Here is a 21,435-nt window from a genome sequence, read left to right as displayed (position 1 = left end):
CATGAACTCATTGCTTTGCACAAAAAGGCTTAGTCTATTGTATGGACTAAGCCTTTTTGCTCCGCTTTCATTTGCAGCCATGCAAACCACACCCTATTTAGCCATGCATGTGCAACCTAAATATGCCCAGCTTAAAGCAATGCCTTATGCCAATCCTAATGCGCTCAAAGGCGGGATGCTGAGCCAATCTAGTCTGGGAACCTTCGATAATTTAAATAGCATGAATGGCAAGGGCAGTTCGACTGAGGGGGTGAACTATCTGTTTGATAGTCTGATGGATCGTTCGCTGGATGAACCGCGGGTGATGTACCCTTTATTGGCTGAGAAGGTCAGTTATGATCCCAACCATTTGCAAACAGTGACCTTTCATTTAAATCCCAAAGCCCGTTTTAATAATGGTCAGCCGTTAACAGCAGAAGACGTCAAATTTACCTTTGATACCTATCAAACCAAAGCCAATCTCGGCTTTCAGATGTATTTGTCTGATCTGGCAAGAACGGAAGTGCTGTCTAGACATCAGGTTAAATTCATTTTTAAATCCAAGAATAATGTCGAGATGCCCCTGATCGTGGCGAGCCTACCGATCTATTCAAAACTGGACTGGAAAAATAAAGATTTTAGCCGTGTCACGTTGCAACCGATTGTGGGTTCTGGGCCTTATAGGGTAGAGCGTATTGATGCCGGACGCAGTATCACCTATAAACGCAGTCTGAACTATTGGGCCAAAGATTTACCTGTTAATAAGGGCCGTTATAATTTTGATCGGCTGAAATATGTATATTATCGAAATTTAGACGTTAGTTTTGAAGGCTTTAAATCACGGCAATTTAATTTATATGAAGAAAAAAATATCCGGAATTGGGTCACCTCCTATAATTTTCCAGCTGCGAAATCAGGCTTGGTCAAAAAATACAAAGCACGGTTAGCCACACCGCTTGATATTCAAAGTCTGGTATTTAATATCCGTCGCGCTCCATTAAATGACATTCGCTTACGTCAGGCATTGACCTATGCCTATGATTTTGAATGGCAGAATAAAGCTTTATTTTTTAATCAAAATCAGCGCTTACAAAGTTATTTTGATAATACCGATCTGGCTGCTAAAGGTCGCCCGAGTGCTGCTGAGTTAAACATACTCAAACCTTATTTGGCACAATTGAATCCGTTGATGCGACAAGGCGTATTGACTGATTGGCGCTATCCTGTTTCAGACGGCAGTGGCTTTAATCGAAACAATTTACTGATTGCGCAAAAGATTTTAAAAGATGCGGGTTATGTGATTCGTGATGGCAAATTATATGATCGCACAGGTAAAGCCATTCAAATTGAATTATTGATGCAGCAGGAAAATCCACAACGTGAGCTGATGCCTTTTGTGCGGAACCTGAAAAGATTGGGCATTCAGGTTAATCTTAGACAGGTCGATGTTCCTCAGTACATGGAACGCATTCGCCGTCAGGATTTTGATATGATGGTGCTGAAATTGCCACAGACCTTAACACCTGGTAAAGAACAGGCTCAGTTTTGGGGAAGTGCAGCAGCAGATGAATCGGGTAACTATAATTATTCAGGTATTAAAAATCCTGTAATTGATCAAATGATCGAAAACATTGTTATGGCTAAAACACGTGAAGAAGTTGTGCTCTATACCCGTGTGCTTGATCGTCTGTTACGTGCGGGTTATTACCAGATTCTGACCTATGGAAAACCTGAACGCTGGTTTGCCTATTGGGATATTTATCAACAGCCAGCAGTGAAGCCAAAGCTTTCTGTAGGATGGGAATATTGGTGGATGGATGCAAATAAGGCGAAGAAACAGGAGCAGGCTATACAAAAGCATTAATTAGAATGGTTTTGACTAGCGTTTGATGAAGTTGTTAGATTAATATTACGGAGTCATCGAGTTCCCATCTTAATTTCAGGATAAGTTTTTCAGCTGGAGTGACTTTGGTTTCGCCTAGTAAGAAGCTACGCTGCGGAAGAAAGGCTTCTTGCGCTGCTATATCGCAGCTCATCTCAAAACCTGTTTACTTATTGGACCTCTTTTATAATTTCGCAAAAACATGATCTTGTTTAAAACACGCAGGTTGTGGATGACGTTTCCGCGTATTTTCTCTCAAGTTAGATTTCATAAAAACTTAGTAAATAAATTAATAAGGGTTCGATTTCAATGGTTCACTATATTCTAAAAAGAATGTTGTTGATGATCCCGACATTATTTTTCATTTTATTGATTAATTTCTTGATTGTGCAAATTGCTCCTGGCGGGCCAGTTGAACAGGCCATTCAGCAAATTCAAAATGCACAAGGTTTAGGCGCAGGAGCAAGCGGGCAGTCTAATCTGGCGAATCTGGCACAATATCAGGGTGCACGTGGTTTAAGCCCCGAAATGATTGAAAAAATCAAAGCCCAGTATGGTTTTGATCGGCCTGCAACAGAACGTTTCTGGCTGATGCTGAAAGGGTATATGCATCTGGATTTTGGTACCAGTTTTTTTAAAGATAAACCCGTCACGCAACTATTATATGAAAAGCTACCTGTGACCTTGTCTTTGGGATTGTGGAGTACTTTTCTGATCTATTTGATTGCCATTCCACTCGGCATTAAAAAAGCAAAAAATAATGGCTTGCTGTTTGATCAATCCACATCGTTATTATTGGCAGTCAGTTATGCCATTCCATCGTTTGTTTTTGCCATTTTATTGATCGTCTTTTTTGCGGGTGGCAGTTATCTGCAATGGTTTCCATTGCAAGGGCTAGTGTCTGAAAATTTCTCCCAGTTAAGCTTCTTGGCAAAAATCAAAGATTATCTGTGGCACATGTGTTTGCCGATTTTGAGTATGCTGCTCGGTAGCTTTGCCGCACGTACTTACCTGACAAAATATGCATTTGTAGAAGAGCTGAACAAGCCTTATGTATTAACAGCCCGAGCGAAAGGATTAAGTGAAAATCAGGTGCTATATGGGCATGTCTTTCGTAACGCGATTTTGATTGTGGTTGCTGCTTTGCCAGAAACGTTGGTGGGTATTTTCTTTGTCGGTAATTTATTTATCGAGATCATTTTTAATCTGGATGGGATTGGATTATTGGGGTTCGAGGCGATTACCCAGCGTGATTATCCTGTTATTTTTGGCACCTTGTTTTTATTTACCTTGTTTGGAATGATTTTACGTTTATTGGGTGATTTGCTTTATCACCTCATTGATCCGCGGATTGATTTTGAATCAAGAGGTGGACAATGATGTCACCCTTAATGCAAGCGCGATTTGATCGTTTTCGGCAAAATAAGCTGGGATTTCGCTGTTTAATTCTGTTCTTGATTATTTTTGTGCTGTCTTTGCTGGCGGAACTGATTGCCAATGATAAGCCTTTGCTGGTGCGTTATGAGCAGTCTTTTTATTTTCCGATTCTGAAAGATTATCCAGAAACCGCATTTGGTGGGGAATTTGAAACGGCAACGGATTATCAAGATCCAGTGGTAAAGCAGTTGATACAGACGCATGGCTGGATGATTTCACCTCCTGTAGCTTTTTCTTATCAATCGCCGAATCTGTCTTTGGCTGTACCTGTTCCTTCTGCACCGAGCGCACAGAACTGGCTCGGCACGGATGATCAGGGGCGTGATGTATTTGCCCGAATCCTGTACGGTCTGCGGATTTCGCTCTTATTTGGATTTGCACTCACATTCTGTTCTGCTGTGGTCGGGATTATGGTCGGGGCGATACAGGGCTATTATGGTGGCTGGGTTGACTTGATTGGGCAGCGCATTCTGGAAGTGTGGGGTGGCTTACCGATGCTTTTCATTGTGATGATTCTAGTCAGTATGTTTAGCCCGAGCGTGTATTGGCTATTTGTGATCATGTTGCTTTTTGGCTGGACAGAGCTGGTCGGCCTAGTGCGTGCTGAATTTCTCCGTGCCCGTAATCTTGATTATGTTCGTGCGGCGCAAGCGTTAGGTGTTAGTCAGCATAAGATTATCTTTAAGCATATTTTACCCAATGCGATGAGTTCTAGCCTGTCGCAAATTCCTTTTATGCTGACGGCAAATATTATTGCCTTAACTGCACTGGATTTTCTGGGCTATGGCTTGCCACCTGATTCAGCTTCGCTCGGAGAGCTATTATTACAAGGGAAAAATAATCTGGATGCGCCGTGGCTAGTGTTGTCGGGCTTTTTTAGCTTGACGATCGTTTTGTCTTTACTGATTTATATTGGGGAGGCGGCACGCGATGCATTTGACCCAAGACGATAAGTTGTCTCTAAATCAACCTTTACTCAAAGTACAGCAGCTTAGTATTTTTAATGGTGCTGAGAAGCTGCTTGAGGATGTTAGTTTTGAGATTTATCCTGCACAAACCGTTGCCATCGTGGGAGAAAGTGGTTCAGGTAAATCCATTACTGCGTTGGCCTTATTGGGTTTATTAGCTCCGACATTAAAGGTGACAGGTGCAGTTCAATTTCAAGATCAGGATGTACTGAAACTGAGTCAACCGCAGTTGCAGCAAATACGTGGCAAGAAAATTGCCATGATTTTTCAGGAGCCTATGACAGCACTGAATCCTTTGCATACTGTAGAAAGAATGCTTGGAGAAAGCCTGCTTTTACAAGGTTCCGCAAAAGCTGCGGTACGACAAAACACGTTGCGTTTGTTAGAAGATGTGGGCTTGCCTGAAGCGGAATATCTTTTAAAGCGTTATCCACATGAATTGTCAGGCGGTCAACGTCAGCGCGTTATGATTGCCATGACCTTGGCCTTAGAGCCAGATATTTTAATTGCTGATGAGCCAACTACAGCGTTAGATGTGGTGTTACAGGCACAGGTCTTGATGCTACTGAAAAAACTACAGCAACAACGACAGATGGCGCTGATTTTAATTAGCCATGATCTCAATCTTGTTCAGCAATATGCAGATCATGTGGTGGTACTGAATCAGGGACGGCTAGAAGAGCAGGCAAGTAGCGCTGAAATTTTTAGCTGTCCTCAGAGCGTTTATACGCAAAATTTATTGAATCACGATTTTGGGCAAGCTTTGCTGCTACAACCCTCAGAATCATTACTTGAACTTAAAAATGTCAGGGTAAAATATCCCGTTAAAAGAGGTTTATTTCCTCGGATCCAAGCCTATAAGATTGCTGCTGAATCAATCAGTTTTACTCTAATGCAAGGTGAGGCTTTGGGGATTGTTGGAGAAAGTGGTTCAGGCAAGTCCTCAATCGCCTTGGCAATTGCCCGTTTGATTGCGAGTGAAGGGGAAATCAGCTTTCAGACACGGAATATTAATCAGCTTAACCAGAAACAGCTTTGGCCGATTCGTAGTGAGCTTCAAATTGTATTTCAGGATCCTTTTAGTAGTTTAAATCCACGAATGACCGTTGAGCAGAGTATTGCCGAAGGACTTAAACTCCAAGCGATTTCCCAGCAACAATGCACTGCAAAAATTGATGAAGCCTTGCTTAAGGTTGAGCTATCTCCCGAGGATAAAGACAAATATCCGCATCAGCTTTCAGGTGGGCAACGGCAACGGGTCGCACTCGCACGAGCTTTGGTGGTGCAGCCGAAACTGATTATTCTGGATGAACCGACCTCTGCGCTGGATCGATCTACCCAGCTTGCAATCATTCAATTGTTACGACGTTTGCAACAGCAAGAACAAATCAGTTATCTGTTCATTAGTCATGACTTGCAAGTCATTAAAGCTCTATGTCAAAAAGTGCTGGTGATGCATGAAGGGAAAGCCTTGGAATATCAGGCAACCGAGACTTTATTTGCCCAGCCCCAGACGGAATATACCCGTCAGCTGATTGCTGCCAGTGGATATCCTCATTGTAAATAAACTGACATGTGATATTGTCAATTTGTCGGAACAGCTATTGACACCACTAATAATCGGATTAAATTAGAGCAAACACTCTAATTGCAGCAGAGGATGGCCATGAGTCAGATTGCAGACAGTATTCAGATACGTAATACCACATTTAAAAATCGCATCATTAAAGGGGCAATGAGTGAAGCACTTGCCAATGATGCAGGGCAACCGAATGATTTGCTGATTGGTTTATATGAAGCTTGGGCGAAAGGTGGTTTAGGGTGCGCCGTTACAGGTAATGTGATGGTGAATATTGGCGCCAAAAATGAACCAGGTGTGGTGGCAATTGAAACTGAGCGTGATCTGGAAAAATTAAAGCAATGGGCTGCTGTCGGTAAAAAACACGGTATGGTGCAATTGATCCAGTTGTCACATCCAGGTCGCCAATGTCCGAAAGGCTTAAATAAAGAAACGGTTGCACCTTCGGCTGTGCCTTTTAGTCCTGTATTGGCCACCATGTTTGGAACGCCACGTGAGCTGACGCATGATGAAATTCTGGATATTATCCAGCGTTTTGCGACCGCTGCTGCTGTTTGTGAAAAGGCAGGTTTTGAAGGGGTACAATTTCATGGTGCACATGGTTATTTAATCAGCCAGTTTTTATCACCTTTAACCAATAAACGTACTGATCAGTGGGGCGGTTCAATCGAGAACCGTATGCGTTTCTTGCTGGAAATTTATAAAGCAGTACGTGCGGCGACCTCTGAAAATTTCATCATTTCGGTTAAATTAAATTCGGCTGATTTCCAGCGTGGTGGCATTACTGAAGAAGATGTCATTACTGTATTTAAAGCGATTGATGCAGCAGGTATCGATATTATTGAAATTTCAGGCGGTACCTATGAAGCACCTGCGATGGCGGGTGCAAAAGCAGAAAAGCGTAAAGCCAGTACCATTGCCCGTGAAGCTTATTTCTTGGAATTTGCCGAAAAGATTCGTCAGCATGTGTCATGTAAATTGATGGTGACAGGTGGTTTCCGTACAGTCGAAGGAATGAATGCAGCTTTGGCCAGCGGTGCCTGTGATTTCATTGGAATTGCGCGTCCTTTAGCGGTAGAACCAGATTTGCCAGAGCGTTTAATTGCAGGGCATGATGTTCGTTATGCGGTAAATCAGATTAAAACAGGGATTCCATTTGTTGATAAAATGGCAATCATGGAAATCATTTGGTATGCAGCGCAATTTAAGGCGATTGGACAAGGCAAAAAACCAAATCCAAAACTATCGCCGCTATTGGTCTTCTTGAATTATGCAAAAGGGAATATCAAGGCTGTGGTGAAAGGCCGAGTCAATTCGCGTAAGTCAGCGTAATATTTTCTAGGACTCTTCGGAGTCCTTTTTATTTTTAATCAATAACGTCGTAGTAGAATTCTTTTAATAATTACATTTAGAATGTTCTTTTTATTGAAGGGGGAAATATTTATGACGTGGATCATTATTTTAATTGTTGTGTTTACAATTTTGACTTTAGTTTTAGGGAATGTGAAGAAAGAAAAGAAAGGTGGAGCGCGTAATCCGATTAAGGGTAAACGTATTCTAACAATGAACGAACAACCAACTTTCTTCAGATTAAGAGAAGCATTACCAGAGCATATTATTTTGGCACAAATAATTGAATCTGAAGTACCAGAGAAGACTGTTCTAGTCTCAGAAGCTTTTGTTTTTGAAACTGAATCAAATGAACAAAAAGTACTTTGATCGTTATAGGAAATATTTTAATTAAATAAAAAAGCCACTGTCTAAATAATGCAGTGGCTTTTTTGAATTTGGCGTCCCTACGGGGATTCGAACCCCGGTTACCGCCGTGAAAGGGCGATGTCCTAGGCCTCTAGACGATAGGGACTTCTTGAGGTGGGTGTATATTAGGGGTCTGTCACCAAAGTGTCAAGAAGGTGAGGAGACAGTTTGTTCAAAATATAGCAAAACAGTTCAGCAGTCTTCTGTGTATCGTACAACGCAGAGTGTGCTTCTTTGCCATCAAACTCGATTCCAGCCTGAATACAGGCACGCGCCAACACCGTTTGTCCGAACATCACCGCACTCAACGTCACCGTATCAAAGACTGAAAAGCTATGGAACGGGTTCTGGTTCTTTGTTCCAGAGCGTGCAATCGCAGCTTGAAGGAAACCTAAATCAAAGTGCGCATTGTGTCCCACCAAGACCGCATGGGTACATTGTTGGGCTTTTCGGACTTCATTTAAAGATTTGAAAATACGGCGTAAAGCAGTACGTTCATCTTCAGCCATGGCAATACGCATTGGGTTAGAAGGATCAATGCCAATAAAATCGAGCGAGCGTCGATCCAGATTGGCACCTTCGAATGGGTTGATATGCGCTTGGAATGATGGGCCTGGTACAAATTGACCGTTTTCATCATAAACAATTGGAATACATGCGATTTCAAGCAATGCATCGGTTTGTGAGTTAAAACCTGCTGTTTCGACATCGACGACAACAGGTAAAAATCCACGAAAACGCTGACCAATCACAGGAGCTTTGTTTTCTTCTTGTGTCACACTTTTCTCCATTGCAGTGTTTTGCCTGCATGAAGTGGAATAATTTTTTGATCTTCAAGATAATCAAAAGACTCGGCAACCGTATTTTCTTCTTTCACTAAGGTGATTGTTGAAGTATTACGTGGTAAACCATAGAAGTCAGCACCAAACATGCTAGCAAAACCTTCCAGACGTTCTAGCTTACCGACTTGGTCAAATGCCTGTGCATAAAGCTCAATGGCATTTGGTGCGCTATAGCAGCCTGCACATCCACATGCATTCTCTTTGGCATTTTGCGCATGTGGTGCGCTGTCTGTGCCAAGGAAGAATTTTGGATTACCGCTGGTCGCCACTTCTAATAACGTCGTTTGATGGGTTTGACGTTTTAAAATTGGCAAACAGTAGAAGTGCGGCTTAACACCACCAACCAACATGTCATTACGGTTAAACAGTAAATGTTGAGGGGTAATTGTTGCAGCAACATTACGATCCTGCTCAAGTACAAAATTAGCCGCGTCGCTTGTTGTAATATGTTCTAGCACGACTTTTAATTGAGGGAATTGCTTGAGGAGCGGTGACAGGACTTCATCCAGGAATCTTTTTTCACGATCAAAAATATCGACGTGATTATGAGTTACTTCACCATGAAGCAATAAAGGAACCTGATGTTCCTCAAGTTGTTCAATAACGCCATATACCTTACGGATATCACTTACGCCATTATCCGAGTTGGTGGTTGCACCAGCAGGATAAAGCTTAATTGCATTAACGAACTCAGATTCTTTAATTTTACGAACTTCATCTGGAGAGGTATGGTCAGTAAAATAAAGCACCATGCGCGGATCAAAATTCAGACCTTCAGGAACATGCGCCAGAATACGCTCGCGGTAAGCTAAAGCTTCTTCGACAGTTTTAACAGGTGGAACAAGATTCGGCATACAAATTGCGCGTGCAAATTGTTTGGCTAAATCAGGGACAGTGCGTTTTAAAGCTAAACCATCACGCAGGTGTGCGTGCCAATCATCGGGTTGCAAGAGTGTAAGAGTATTCAAGGTCTACTTCAAACTTAAAAATAATACAAATAATAATGCATAAACCGTGAAAATGGTAACTACAATTACGGATAAGTGGTTAAGCAAAGCACATGACAAAATGAGAAATTGTGTTATTTTTATGCGGCACAAGAATAGTGCATTATAAAAAGAGTATTCGGGATGGATAACCAATATGATCTTGATCAATTACGGCGGTCAAAAGAAGATCTAGAGCGGCTTGTTGCCCAGCATATCCAGTCCAAAAATGCCCATCAAACTTTACCTCAAGCACTGGAAAATGAATTCTGGAAGTTTAATGTCGACCGAACGCGAATTAATGCGATTCAGTTTTTCGGACAGGGCGTCATTACCTATACTATTTTTGTGCTACTGATATTACCTTCTAATTTTATTGTGATTCGAAACAGCGAAAATTTTGTTCTGGATTTTATTTATAGCATCCTGAGCCTGATTGTGGTGGGTGCTGCGCTTTTCCTGTTTTGGGCAGTGTCCCGTTTTAAACAAGTCAATTCCTTATTTTATCCAGCCGTCTGTGTGATTGTTTTTTTTACAATCGTATTGACCTCATTACTCATGATGAGTGTGTCGAATGTCATCTTACAAAATCAGGCTATGGTACTGGTGGCATTCCTATATATGCTGGGTTTTATCCTGAGTGGCATTCGACCCGTACATATGTTGTGGATTGGTTCTTTCGCAGCAATATCGATTCTTGGATTTTTATATATATTTCATATTCCGTGTGATTTTCTCATGATCGGGAGGACATTGATTGGAAGTTTATTATTAGGTTTTTCAATTAGTGTCATGCTGACCTCCAAAGAAAGAAAAATATTCATCAAGTCAAAAATATCGGAAATTGATGAGCAGATTCTCCGTCTTCAGGCTTCCGAATTATTACATTTAAGTCAGCATGATGAACTGACCAATGTATCAAACCGCCGTACTTTTGAAGAAATGTGTACCTATCATTATCAGCAAGCGTGTAAAGAACATAAGCCTTTGTCTGTGCTGTTTATCGATATTGATTATTTTAAAAACTATAATGATTTCTATGGTCACCAGATGGGGGATCAGGTCATTGCTGAAATTGCAAAAACCATAAAAAGCTCAATTCGACATATGGATTTTGTGGCGCGTTACGGGGGCGAAGAATTTGTGGTTCTACTTCCTGAAACGTCGGCTCAAGGTGCTTATGCGGTGGCAACTAATATCTACCGCGCGATTGACCGCTTAATGATCCCACATCACAAATCGACAGTTTCTCATTATGTGACTATTAGTCTGGGCATTACCGTGTTTAATGGCGATGCAAAAATCAGTCAGGAAATGCTGATTCATACGGCCGATAAAGCTTTATATCGTGCTAAGCAACTGGGACGTAACCAGATTTACTATCAGCCATTACCGACCTTAGAAGAAAATATTTAAGCAATAAAAAAACCGAATATCAGAATCGATATTCGGTTTTTTGTTTAGAACAATTTTAAATTATTCCAAGAATTTTACAGTCACGCCTGAACGTACTTTCGCGCCCAAGTCGTTAGCATCCCAGTTAGTCAAACGGATACAACCGTGTGATGCTGTTTTAGAGATTAAAGACGGATTTGGCGTACCATGAATACCAAATGATTTTTTGCTTAAACCGATCCAGATATTACCTACTGGTGCATTTGGACCTGGTGGTAAAGAAAGGGGTTTAAGGTTTTTACCTTGCACAAAGTTTGATGGAGAGTAGCTATACCAAGGGTTTTTCGCTACGCCCACTACTTTATAGGTACCTGTCGGAGAAGGCGTATCAGTACTGCCAATTGTTGCAGGAAATGAGGCAATCATCTGGTTATTGCTGTTGAATAAATACAGTTGACGCGCGCCTTTATGTGCCACGATCAAGTGAATATCTTCAGGTAAATCATTGCGCACATTGGCTACAATAATTTTTTCACCAGGTTTTTTGAAGGTTGCCGTCGGATTCAGTTTCTTTAAGAAAGCCTCATCCATATGGAATTTTTCACCCAGCATTTCTGTAACACGGGTGTAGTACAAACCTTTCATTTTTGCTTGTAAAGCATAGTCTGATGGGATTGAATCAGCATAAGGGCCTTTAAAGTCAGCATCAGTCAAGGTGTATTCTACATAAGCTGGCTTAGTTTGCTTGGCAACGAGGGCATCCCATGTTTCTTTGGTCAACTGACCCGTTGGGGTAATACCGTTCATTTGCTGGAATGACGCAATCGCTTTTAAGGTATTTTTACCATTTGAACCATCAATAGCACCAGGTGAAGCATGTGCATTGTTCAACATCACATGTGCACGTGCATAAGCTGGTAGTTGTCCTTTCGGTAAACCTTCAGGCCATTCAGCATTATTCATGCTGTCCAGCGTCCATGAAACTTTAGCTGTAGGAGCAGCAGTCTTTGAGGTCGTTGAGTCAGATGTATTTTCTAATTTTTGTGATACAACCGAAGCAGCGCCAGTATTCACTTGAGGCTCAGATGCCGCTTGAGCGACCACACTCGAAGCGGGTTGAGCTGCAACACTTGAGGCAGGCTGGGCAGTAACACTTGAAGCTGGACGCTCGATAGCCAGAGGATCAATCGGATCTTGTACGGAGCCAGCGATTTTTTTTGGATTTAATGGTTGCTCAGTTGTTGGAGCAGCGAAAGCAACATTAGCAAGAATACAACTTAAACTCATAGCGAGTAATGAGCGAACAAACATGTAATTCAACCTTATGAATTATTCATATTGAGATATAAGATATTGCAAGTATTACAGAAAATGAGCGCGCTTGCAGTAGCAGTTTTGTGTCAAAGCGAAAATTTATTTTAAGTCATGAATTTTGTATGGAATTCGAATTATAAATTCCAAGCTAACTTTGTTATCATGCGCTTTATATGAAAAAATTTAGAGATTGGTAATGACAACGTTGAAAAATGATCGTTTTTTACGAGCTTTATTACGTGAACCTGTAGACACCACGCCCGTATGGATGATGCGTCAAGCAGGGCGTTATTTACCAGAATATCGGGAAACGCGTGCACAGGCAGGTGATTTCCTCTCTTTATGCAAAAATACCGAATTTGCTTGTGAAGTAACTTTGCAGCCACTACGCCGTTATGAGCTAGATGCAGCAATTTTATTCTCGGATATTTTAACTGTTCCTGATGCTTTAGGTTTAGGCCTGTATTTTGAAACTGGTGAAGGCCCGAAGTTTCATAAAACAGTACGTACCGAACAAGATGTCGCAAATCTGCCGAAATTAAATGCCAAGTCAGATTTAGCTTATGTGATGAATGCGGTATCGACCATTCGTTCAGCTTTAAATGGGCAAGTGCCATTAATCGGTTTTTCTGGCAGCCCTTGGACTTTAGCCACTTATATGATTGAAGGTGGCTCAAGTAAAGAGTTTCGTTTCACCAAAAATATGATGTATGCACAGCCAGAAGTGTTGCATGCGTTATTGGATCATCTTGCAGATTCAGTGATTGATTATCTCAACGCTCAGATTGATGCGGGTGCTCAGGCGATCCAGATTTTTGATAGCTGGGGCGGTGCGCTGGCACATAGAGAATATGTTGAGTTCTCATTGAACTATATGACCAAAATCATTGCTGGATTGCAAAGAGAAAAAGATGGTCGCCGTATTCCGATTATTGTCTTTACTAAAGGTGGCGGACAGTGGTTAGAGAATATGCTGACTACGGGTGCAGATGCATTTGGTTTAGACTGGACTACACCGCTTTATACCGCACGTGATGTGATTGCAGGACGTGCTGCCTTACAGGGTAACCTAGATCCAGCCGTACTTTATGGTTCAGCCGCTTCGATTGAAAAATCGGTCAAAGCCATGCTGGATGATGCCTATGCCAATGGTGAGAAAACAGGTTATATCGCCAACTTGGGTCATGGTATTACACAGTGGGTCGATCCAGCACAACCGAAAATTTTTGTGGATACAGTACATGAATACAGCGCGAAATATTTAGGCTGATATTTAACAGACACTTCAACGTTAAACAGGCTAGGATCAGTTTCGTGCAGTTTATTGTATTACCACTCAGTTTTATTACTAAGGCAGCTTCGGCTGCCTTATTTGGGTTATTGTTGCTGATCGCATTTGCAGTCACTGCACCCATGGGAAGTCATGAATACTGGGGCTTCTTTCGTTATGATTATTTGCTGTTTTATGCCCTAGTCATTCAGGTTTGTCTGGTTTATTTAAAGTTAGAATCATGGGCAGAAGCGAAGGTTATTGCCTTATTCCATATCATGGCAATGGGCATGGAGATTTTCCTGACCCATCCTGCGATTGCATCTTGGCAATATCCACAACCCGCCATTTTTAAATTATGGACTGTGCCACTCTTTGCCGGATTTATGTATTCAGCCGTGGGCAGTTTTTTCGCTCGGTCATTACGGCTTTATCAGGTCTCTTTTGAGTCTTTACCGAAATTTGGCAATATGCTGTGTCTGGCGGTTTTATCTTATTTAAACTTTATGACCAAGTTTTTTATTCCAGATATTCGGATGGCTTTATTTATATGGAGTGTTGTGATTTTCTGGAAGACCAAACTTTATTTTCAGTTGCAACAATATCGCTTTAAAGTGCCGATGTTACCGATTTTACTGTTGTTGGCTTTCCTGATCTGGATTGCTGAAAACATTAGTACTTTCTATCAAATCTGGCTCTATCCAAGTCAGGTAGATGCATGGCATATGGTGGGGTGGGGCAAATTAGGCTCTTGGTATTTATTATTATTACTGAGTCTGGTTTTGGTATTAAAGATTCTTGGTACACGAGATAAACATGGGATATGGCGCTTAAATTAAAATTGTCGAGAGAATGGGGCTTTTGCCCCTGATATAAATATTTCAGATATATTTAAAAATTTATTTGCTAAAACAAGTCAAGCTGGTTATTTTAATTCCTGTGTAAGAAGAATTACACAACACAATAGTGATAACAAATAGTTAAAAATAATTGATACTGGAGATCGTTCCTATGTTAAAGAAAATTGCATTAGCTGCATTGTTAGCCGCTGGTTCAACTGTAGCAATGGCTGATAATGATGTGGGTTGTGGTGTGGGTACACAAGTTTGGGCGGGTAAAAAAGGTGTTGCACCTAAAATTCTTGCTGCAACAACCAATGGTATCTTTACCAACCAGTTACTCGGTATTACCTTCGGTACTTTAGGCTGCCGTCAGGGTGGAACAGTCACAGCTCAAGTGGTGACATTTACCAATGAAAATGCTGAAGCTTTAGCGCGTGATATGGCTGTTGGTCAAGGCGAAAGCTTAAATGTTCTTGCTGAATTAATGCAAATTAAAGCCAATGATAAAGCACGTTTCTTTGCTGTATCTAAAGCTAATTTTGCAGAAATTTACTCAAGCAAAAATACAAATTCACTTCAAGTTCTAGACGCTTTACAAGGTGTGATGGCAAAAGACGCTGTACTTAAAGCTTACGTTTAATTTGCTGCATGATGAACCCTGTCTCGATGGCAGGGTTTTCTTATCGCTATTTTCCTTATACTTAAAAATATTTGCTGCTGAATGAAATTAATTACTTTTGCGATAGCGTCTTTGATGTGTCATTTTGCACATGCCTCGGTTGAATCTGATTTACAGCAATATTTAGACCTTGCTCAACAAAAACAATTAGACCAGCAAATCACATGGCAACGCTTGATGTATGCCGACCAAAAACAAAATAGTGAAGTCGGTTATGTAGGTTATTTTTATGCCAAAGATGGCAAAACGAATTTAAAAAGCGAATTACAAGCAGATATTAAAGCCTTATTTCTGGAAGCTGCCGATAATCAATCGATACGGTGTAACTTCCCTGCACGCAGTCGCTGGTTGATGCAGCAGTTGAATATTGAGTCGACACAACTTCCCCAAGCCAATTGTACTGAGTTTGAGGACTGGATTAACCAGATCAAGCCGTATAAGGCCACCCTGATTTATGCCACTGACTTTATGGGCAATCCAAGTTCCATGTTTGGGCATACCTTATTGCGCCTAGACCCTAAAGATCAGAAACAGCTTAATCTGGTCTCGTATGCAGTCAATTACGCTGCAACGGTGAAAGGGGATGATAACTGGTCTTATGCATGGAAAGGCTTAACTGGACAGTATCCCGGTGAATATTCATTGATGCCGTACTACCGTAAGGTCAAAGAATATGGCGATTTTGAAAGCCGTGATCTATGGGAATATGAGCTGAATTTAACTCCAGAAGAAACCCGTTTTCTGGTCGAGCATATCTGGGAAATGCAGCATGTGAGTTTTCCTTATTATTTCGTCAGCGATAACTGTGCTTATCGCTTGCTCGGCCTGATTGATCTGGTACGTCCGAATTTAAACTTAAAACAGCAGTTTAATTATGCTGCTATTCCAATTGAAACTTTGAAGGCTGTTGACCAACAAAATCTGGTTAAAGAAGTGGTCTATCGTCCTGCACTGGAAACCCAATTACTTGCTCAAGCCAAGCAGCATGGCACGGCTTTAGCTAAAGTTGCACATCAGGTTGCGTTTACTGAGATCAATCAGGCTGAACCTGTTTTAAAAAATTACAGTCCGTCTGAGCAGGCCAAAATTCTTGAAATGGCCTACGACGATTTATATCTACAATATATTAGCCATCAGGTCGATGCAGATTTTGCTCAGCCACAATTACGTCAATTACTAGCTCAACGTAGCCAGATAGAAGTGCCTAAACAGCGTCAGGAACCAGCCCGTCCGAAAAAGCAGCCTGTAGAAGGGCATCATGCGCGTAACTTATCGGTAAATGTGGGTGAAGTACAAGGGCAGAAGTTTATTGAGCTGGGTCACCGTCAGGCTTACCATGATCTGATCGATCCCCAAGGCGGCTATCGGACAGGCACACAATTACTGTTTCTGGATGGCAGTCTGCAATATCGTGATGACAAGCTTAAACTCGAGCATTTAGACCTCTTATCTGTCAATTCATATAACCCGATTCAACCTTTTAAATCACCTTTAACGTGGGGCTTTAATCTCGGCTGGAAACAGGAAAGCATTGAGAAAGGCCAGTTTAGCGAAGACCAACAACATGGCGTGATGAATTTAAATATGCAGGTGGGTTATAGTCTGGCAGATTATGATCGTCGACATTTATGCTACGCCCAACTACAAAGTCATATTCAAGGTGGAAAGGACTTGGATAAAGGTTGGCATGTTGGCGCTGGGCCTACAGTGGGTTGTATGAATGTATGGTCAGACAATATCAACAGCGTTGTACAGGTAGAATTACCGTATTGGCAAGATTTAAACCAGTGGAATTTAAGAGTGGGCACACAACTGCAATATAGTTTAAGTGCAAATGATGCTGTGCGTCTGAATTGGGATTTCGAACAGCAAGATCATAAAGACTGGAATAAATTCGGCTTGGGATATGTACGGTTTTTTTAGAGAGACTCGAGCTTTGATCAGTGCAATTCGCAGTGATCAGATTTCTACAATCACGTAGTATTTTTTGACGGTTTCCACCACTTCAAATGTTCCCACAAATGCAGGTGGGATAATGCCTGCTTGGCCAGCAGTCACTTCAATAAAGGAATTGGTTTTTGCATCATGGATGCGGACAATGCCTTCAATGATCTGAAAGAATTCTTGCTTGTTATCAGCAAATTGAATATTCCATGCACCGACTTCACACTGCCAGATGCCACAGTCCATCCGCGGATGTTCATACAAGCTATAAGTGAGCCGTTCAGGATTACCCTGAACCAGACGATCTGGACGAGGGTAATCAACGCTGGCTTCATTTTTTAAATGACCGAAACCTGCTAACTGAATGGATGACATATGCAGTACTCGTATTAATAGCTTTCTGGCACAGCGCTCAAGAACTCGCGACGCGTATCTTTATCTGTTTTAAAGTCACCGATAAAAGAAACTGTACGAGTGGTTGATTCTTGCTTACCCACACCACGCATCATCATGCACATATGTGCAGAGTCAATCACAACTGCAACACCACGAGCCTGAGTTACCTGAGCAACTGCTTCAGCAATCTGCTGCGTCAGGTTCTCTTGAACTTGAAGTCGACGCGCAAACATTTCAGTAATACGAGCAAATTTTGATAGGCCTAGTACCTGACCTTCAGGTAAATAAGCGATATGCACGCGGCCATAAAATGGCAATAAATGGTGTTCGCAAAGCGAATAAAATTCGATGTTTTTAACCAATACCATTTCATGGTTATCGGAAGGGAAGAGTGCGCTATTCGTAACTTCTTCAAGCGTTTTGCTATAACCAGAAGTTAAAAAAGAAAAAGCTTTCGCCGCACGCATCGGTGTATCTTGCAAGCCCGGGCGATTTAGGTCTTCGCCAACGGCAGTTAAGATATTTGCGTACGATTGCTGCATAGACATAACAATGTTCACTTAGGTGGGTTGAACAAAAACGGCAATTGTATCAGAAAACGATTAAAAATCTTAATTTTGATATAAATACCGATTACTGTTTGAATTTAGGGTTCTTTTCAGCACGTTTGAGCAGGACTAAAACAGCGCCTGTGCCGCCCTGATTTTCAGGCGCGCTCACAAAAGCAAGTACATCACGATGCTGTCTCAGCCAGCCATTGACATAGGTTTTTAAAATCGCTTCTGGGCCTTTGCCATGCACGATCTTAATGACATTCTGGTTTTCTTCTTTTGCCATTTGAATGATTTGCAGAACCGCTGCACGTGCTTGTTCCACGGTACAACCATGTAGATCCACCGCCTCGAACCAGCGAATTTTACCGGCTTTTAAGTCTTCAAATACTTTGTGCTGTAAGGTCGCGATGCGGTAGCTTAATGCCGCTTGGCTAGCCACAGGATTTAAGATCGCTTGGGTATCTGAAATTTCTGTAAGCTCTTGCTCAGCTCCACCTTCTGCCGCAGCACGTTTTGCCAAGGTTTGGGCATCAACTTTTTTGCTACGCGCCACTTTGGTATCGGCAATATTTTGATTGTCGATTGGTTTGACCCCAAGTAGGGCTTTTTTAAAAAGTTCTGTATCTTCCAATTCTTCAGCAGCAGCTTGAGCCTTTTTTGATTCGGCTTGCTTTGCAATCGCGCTGGATTGAGGATTAGAGATTTGCTTTTTAAAGGCTTTCAGTAAATTAAACTGGTCTTTAGAAAGCGATGAATCGTGTTTACTCATAATGTTAGAAAAATAGGCAAGATACGAGAGAGGTGTGAAATTATAGTCTGAATCTGTGATGATTTGAACTGTATTACGTTCAGAAGGGTATGGAGATGAGTTTTTTAGAGCGGATTGAAAATTAAAAATGCATTATTTTTAAGATGATGACTCACTTATAATTTTTATCATTCGAGATTGATTTAAACCTTTATTTTTAAAGCGGTCGTATAGTTCAAAACAAATATGCTGATTTGCTTGGAGACGCGGTAAATTGCGATCAAAATCAAAATAACGAATATAACCAGATTGGTCCATGATAATTGCGAGCCGTTCGAAGTGACCGTCTCGTTTTGGAAATCTCTTATATTGTTCGATTACACCACATGCTTGAGACGTCATTAGAGTCTGAGCAGGGGATGAATACATTGCAATGCCAATCAAAATGCATCCAGAAATGATCGTTAAGTAGTAAAAAACTCTTGGGTCTTTAAAACTCTGAATTTTTTCGTGAAAAAATAAATGACTATAAATAGGAAAACCCACTAATAAGATTAACCCGATGATGAATAAAAAGTTATTCATATTGTTCCATCAATTTTATTCTTTATTCGGAACTTATTTTAGTTCTAGTATCATTTTAAAGGTTCAAGATAAAACCTTAGCTTGAACCTTATTGGCTTAGATTTGCTCAGGCTGACCAAACAATTCATTAAATGCTTGATCTGGGCGAGGTTGCTTCATAAAGCTTTCGCCGACCAAGAAAGTATGAATATCATTGGCTTGCATCATTTCTACGTCAGCAGGTGTGGCAATACCACTTTCTGTCACCAAAACGCGGGAAGCAGGCAATAATTTCTTTAAACGCAATGAGGTATTTAAATCGACATCAAAGGTTTTAAGATTACGGTTGTTGACACCTAAAATGCATTGTTCAGAAAGTTTTAAAGCACGCTCTAATTCATATTCATCATGCACTTCAACCAACACATCCAACTGCTGCTCAAATGCCGTTTTCGACATTTCTTCCAGCTGTTGATCGGATAAGCAGGCCACGATCAATAAAATACAATCCGCATGTAAAGCACGTGCTTCAATGACATTATAAGGATCAACCAAGAAGTCTTTACGTAAAGCTGGCAGGGCACAGTGGTTACGTGCGATTGCGATATTTTCATCCGCGCCTTGGAAGAAATCCACATCCGTTAATACAGACAGGCAAGCAGCGCCCGCTTGTTCATACTGTTGAGCAATTTCTGCGGGATTGAAATCTGCACGAATAATGCCTTTAGACGGAGATGCTTTTTTTATTTCAGCAATAACAGCTGGACGTTTATGTTGCAAGGCATTGGCAAAACCACGTACAGGTGAAGCCTCTTTTGCCCATTGTTCAACATCATGCAAGCTACGTTGTTTTAAACGTGCTGCAAGCTCCTCATGTTTGCGGTCAACAATTTTACCTAAAATGGTATTTTGAATATCGATCATGAGAAGTCCTTAGTCTGCCTGATATTGTTTCAATGTCTTGGTAAATTCAGCCAAGATACTCATTTTTTCGAGCGCTTGTCCGCCGTACAGAATATCCTGAGCCAGCTCAACAGCTTGTTTATAGGTTTTGGTAATGCCCGCTACATAAATCCCAGCAGCTGCATTCAGTGCAATCATATTTGCTGCTTTTTCGCCAATGTCGGATTTATTACGGCCTAGTGCATCTTTAATCAGTTTTAGGCTTTCTTCTGAACTATTCACCACTAAACCTGATAAGGTTTGAGATGGAATACCGACATCATCCGGATTCAATGTCCATTCGGTAATTTCACCATCTTTGAGTTCAGCGACGGCAGTGGGTGCAGCCAGACTGATTTCGTCCAGACCATCTTTAGAATGCACAACCAGTACATGCTCGGCACCCAACTGTTTTAATACTTCAGCAATTGGACGGCAAAGTTCATCTGAGAATACGCCAATCACAAAACGGTTCACGCCAGCAGGGTTGGTTAATGGTCCCAGTAAGTTGAAAATACTACGGATTCCCAATTCACGACGTGGGCCAACAGCGTATTTCATGGCTTTATGATGATTTGGCGCAAACAGGAAACCGACACCCATCTCACGGATGCAGCGTTCAGTTTGTTGCATATCTAGGTCAAGCTGAATCCCGATTTGCTCAAGTACATCAGAAGAGCCTGATTTACTGGATACACCGCGATTACCGTGTTTGGCAATAGTTGCACCCGCAGCGGCAATCACAAAGCTAGAAGCGGTTGAAACATTAAACAGGTTTTGACCGTCACCGCCTGTACCCACGATATCGACGAGATGAGGAATATCACTGACATCAATCTTGATGGCAAACTCACGCATAATGCGTGCCGCAGCGGTGATCTCATCAATACTTTCACCTTTCATGCGTAAGCCCATCATCAGTGCACCAATCTGCGCTTCCGTTGCTTCGCCTTGCATGATGCTGCGCATCACATCTTCCATTTGAGGCTGGGTAAGATGAATGTTCTTGGTAATGTGATTAAGGGCCTGTTGGATATTCATAGTCATGAGTTACAGCATCAATGATTAAAATTTTGAGTGAGGTCAGTTGTCTGAGTAGATGGTTTGGCTTTTTGTGATCCATGATTCACTAGCTGCGAGCTATGTTATCAGAAAATAAACAAAGTTTTTTGTTGTTCGGTCATAGTTTTAAAAATTTTGCTGCTTCTCTGATATGGTATTTTTGAATAGCTCGATTTATTTCTGGAAAAAGGTTTTAATTTATTCTGAGTTTTTATGATAAGGAATTAACCTTTTGGTATATCTTAATCATACATATCCCTAGAAAAAATGAGTATAAATCAACTAAATAAAAGT

19 protein-coding genes, 1 tRNA gene and 1 pseudogene are annotated in these 21,435 nt (G+C 41.4%); 11 read left to right on the top strand and 10 right to left on the bottom strand.

All coding sequences use genetic code 11. The annotated features are described in order from the left end of the window. Window position 1 precedes the first annotated feature (1 nt). From PJ15_RS06615 to PJ15_RS06590, 6 genes and pseudogenes are all read left to right on the top strand, one after another. On the top strand, window positions 2-1,843 hold the full coding sequence (locus tag PJ15_RS06615) for an extracellular solute-binding protein (protein ID WP_047429071.1): 1,842 nt from the start codon (window positions 2-4) through the stop codon (window positions 1,841-1,843). 327 nt (window positions 1,844-2,170) lie between these two features. Beyond that, window positions 2,171-3,241, top strand: a complete 1,071-nt coding sequence (yejB, locus tag PJ15_RS06610; RefSeq protein WP_047429069.1) for a microcin C ABC transporter permease YejB — start codon at window positions 2,171-2,173, stop codon at window positions 3,239-3,241. Further along, complete coding sequence (locus tag PJ15_RS06605) at window positions 3,241-4,251, top strand: ABC transporter permease (RefSeq protein WP_047429068.1); 1,011 nt, start codon at window positions 3,241-3,243, stop codon at window positions 4,249-4,251. Before yejB ends, PJ15_RS06605 begins: the two co-directional genes overlap by 1 nt. Beyond that, on the top strand, window positions 4,229-5,833 hold the full coding sequence (locus tag PJ15_RS06600; protein ID WP_047429066.1) for an ABC transporter ATP-binding protein: 1,605 nt from the start codon (window positions 4,229-4,231) through the stop codon (window positions 5,831-5,833). Before PJ15_RS06605 ends, PJ15_RS06600 begins: the two co-directional genes overlap by 23 nt. Window positions 5,834-5,932: 99 nt before the next feature. Further along, the gene (locus PJ15_RS06595) at window positions 5,933-7,177 is read left to right on the top strand and encodes an NADH:flavin oxidoreductase/NADH oxidase family protein (protein ID WP_004773733.1); all 1,245 of its coding nucleotides are present in this window, start codon (window positions 5,933-5,935) and stop codon (window positions 7,175-7,177) included. A gap of 111 nt (window positions 7,178-7,288) precedes the next feature. Further along, a pseudogene (locus PJ15_RS06590) lies at window positions 7,289-7,477 on the top strand (hypothetical protein); the annotation flags it as partial. Between the two features lie 156 nt (window positions 7,478-7,633). On the opposite strand, the gene PJ15_RS06585 reads toward PJ15_RS06590, so the two are convergent. The 3 genes from PJ15_RS06585 to pyrC form a co-directional block, all read right to left on the bottom strand. Further along, window positions 7,634-7,709, bottom strand: a tRNA-Glu gene (locus PJ15_RS06585). Between the two features lie 19 nt (window positions 7,710-7,728). After that, window positions 7,729-8,394, bottom strand: coding sequence for a ribonuclease T (gene rnt, locus PJ15_RS06580; protein ID WP_004773731.1), 666 nt, complete (start codon window positions 8,392-8,394; stop codon window positions 7,729-7,731). After that, window positions 8,379-9,413, bottom strand: a complete 1,035-nt coding sequence (gene pyrC, locus PJ15_RS06575) for a dihydroorotase (RefSeq protein ID WP_004773730.1) — start codon at window positions 9,411-9,413, stop codon at window positions 8,379-8,381. Before pyrC ends, rnt begins: the two co-directional genes overlap by 16 nt. A gap of 162 nt (window positions 9,414-9,575) precedes the next feature. On the opposite strand from pyrC, the gene PJ15_RS06570 reads away from it, so the two are divergent. After that, window positions 9,576-10,847: a GGDEF domain-containing protein gene (locus PJ15_RS06570; RefSeq protein ID WP_047429062.1), complete on the top strand. Its 1,272-nt coding sequence runs from the start codon at window positions 9,576-9,578 to the stop codon at window positions 10,845-10,847. A gap of 60 nt (window positions 10,848-10,907) precedes the next feature. Here the strand turns inward: PJ15_RS06570 and PJ15_RS06565 are convergent, their stop codons facing one another. Next, window positions 10,908-12,137 (bottom strand): L,D-transpeptidase family protein, encoded by a 1,230-nt coding sequence (locus tag PJ15_RS06565; RefSeq protein WP_004773728.1) that lies wholly within the window; start codon window positions 12,135-12,137, stop codon window positions 10,908-10,910. 199 nt (window positions 12,138-12,336) lie between these two features. On the opposite strand from PJ15_RS06565, the gene hemE reads away from it, so the two are divergent. From hemE to PJ15_RS06545, 4 genes are all read left to right on the top strand, one after another. After that, window positions 12,337-13,410 carry a uroporphyrinogen decarboxylase gene (gene hemE / locus PJ15_RS06560; RefSeq protein ID WP_004773727.1) on the top strand — a complete coding sequence of 358 codons (1,074 nt, stop codon included), beginning with the start codon at window positions 12,337-12,339 and terminating at the stop codon, window positions 13,408-13,410. Between the two features lie 44 nt (window positions 13,411-13,454). Continuing rightward, on the top strand, window positions 13,455-14,249 hold the full coding sequence (locus PJ15_RS06555; RefSeq protein WP_047429060.1) for a DUF817 family protein: 795 nt from the start codon (window positions 13,455-13,457) through the stop codon (window positions 14,247-14,249). 172 nt (window positions 14,250-14,421) lie between these two features. After that, window positions 14,422-14,892 (top strand): DUF3015 family protein, encoded by a 471-nt coding sequence (locus tag PJ15_RS06550; RefSeq protein ID WP_004773725.1) that lies wholly within the window; start codon window positions 14,422-14,424, stop codon window positions 14,890-14,892. Between the two features lie 81 nt (window positions 14,893-14,973). Next, window positions 14,974-16,854, top strand: coding sequence for a DUF4105 domain-containing protein (locus tag PJ15_RS06545; RefSeq protein WP_047429058.1), 1,881 nt, complete (start codon window positions 14,974-14,976; stop codon window positions 16,852-16,854). Window positions 16,855-16,890: 36 nt separating this feature from the next. Here the strand turns inward: PJ15_RS06545 and PJ15_RS06540 are convergent, their stop codons facing one another. From PJ15_RS06540 to trpD, 6 genes are all read right to left on the bottom strand, one after another. After that, window positions 16,891-17,250 (bottom strand): cupin domain-containing protein, encoded by a 360-nt coding sequence (locus PJ15_RS06540; RefSeq protein WP_047429057.1) that lies wholly within the window; start codon window positions 17,248-17,250, stop codon window positions 16,891-16,893. A gap of 14 nt (window positions 17,251-17,264) precedes the next feature. After that, window positions 17,265-17,813, bottom strand: a complete 549-nt coding sequence (gene folE / locus PJ15_RS06535) for a GTP cyclohydrolase I FolE (RefSeq protein WP_171062185.1) — start codon at window positions 17,811-17,813, stop codon at window positions 17,265-17,267. Window positions 17,814-17,904: 91 nt separating this feature from the next. Next, window positions 17,905-18,594: a Smr/MutS family protein gene (locus PJ15_RS06530; protein WP_004773719.1), complete on the bottom strand. Its 690-nt coding sequence runs from the start codon at window positions 18,592-18,594 to the stop codon at window positions 17,905-17,907. Between the two features lie 138 nt (window positions 18,595-18,732). Beyond that, window positions 18,733-19,158, bottom strand: a complete 426-nt coding sequence (locus PJ15_RS06525) for a hypothetical protein (protein ID WP_047429055.1) — start codon at window positions 19,156-19,158, stop codon at window positions 18,733-18,735. 96 nt (window positions 19,159-19,254) lie between these two features. After that, complete coding sequence (gene trpC / locus PJ15_RS06520; RefSeq protein ID WP_047429053.1) at window positions 19,255-20,061, bottom strand: indole-3-glycerol phosphate synthase TrpC; 807 nt, start codon at window positions 20,059-20,061, stop codon at window positions 19,255-19,257. A gap of 9 nt (window positions 20,062-20,070) precedes the next feature. Next, window positions 20,071-21,120, bottom strand: coding sequence for an anthranilate phosphoribosyltransferase (gene trpD, locus PJ15_RS06515; RefSeq protein ID WP_032863949.1), 1,050 nt, complete (start codon window positions 21,118-21,120; stop codon window positions 20,071-20,073). Window positions 21,121-21,435 lie beyond the last annotated feature (315 nt).

Source organism: Acinetobacter sp. neg1, from assembly GCF_000788125.1.
GTDB lineage: Bacteria > Pseudomonadota > Gammaproteobacteria > Pseudomonadales > Moraxellaceae > Acinetobacter > Acinetobacter vivianii.
Note: the sequence above shows the minus strand (reverse complement) of the source record. Positions and strands in the feature narration are given on the sequence as shown.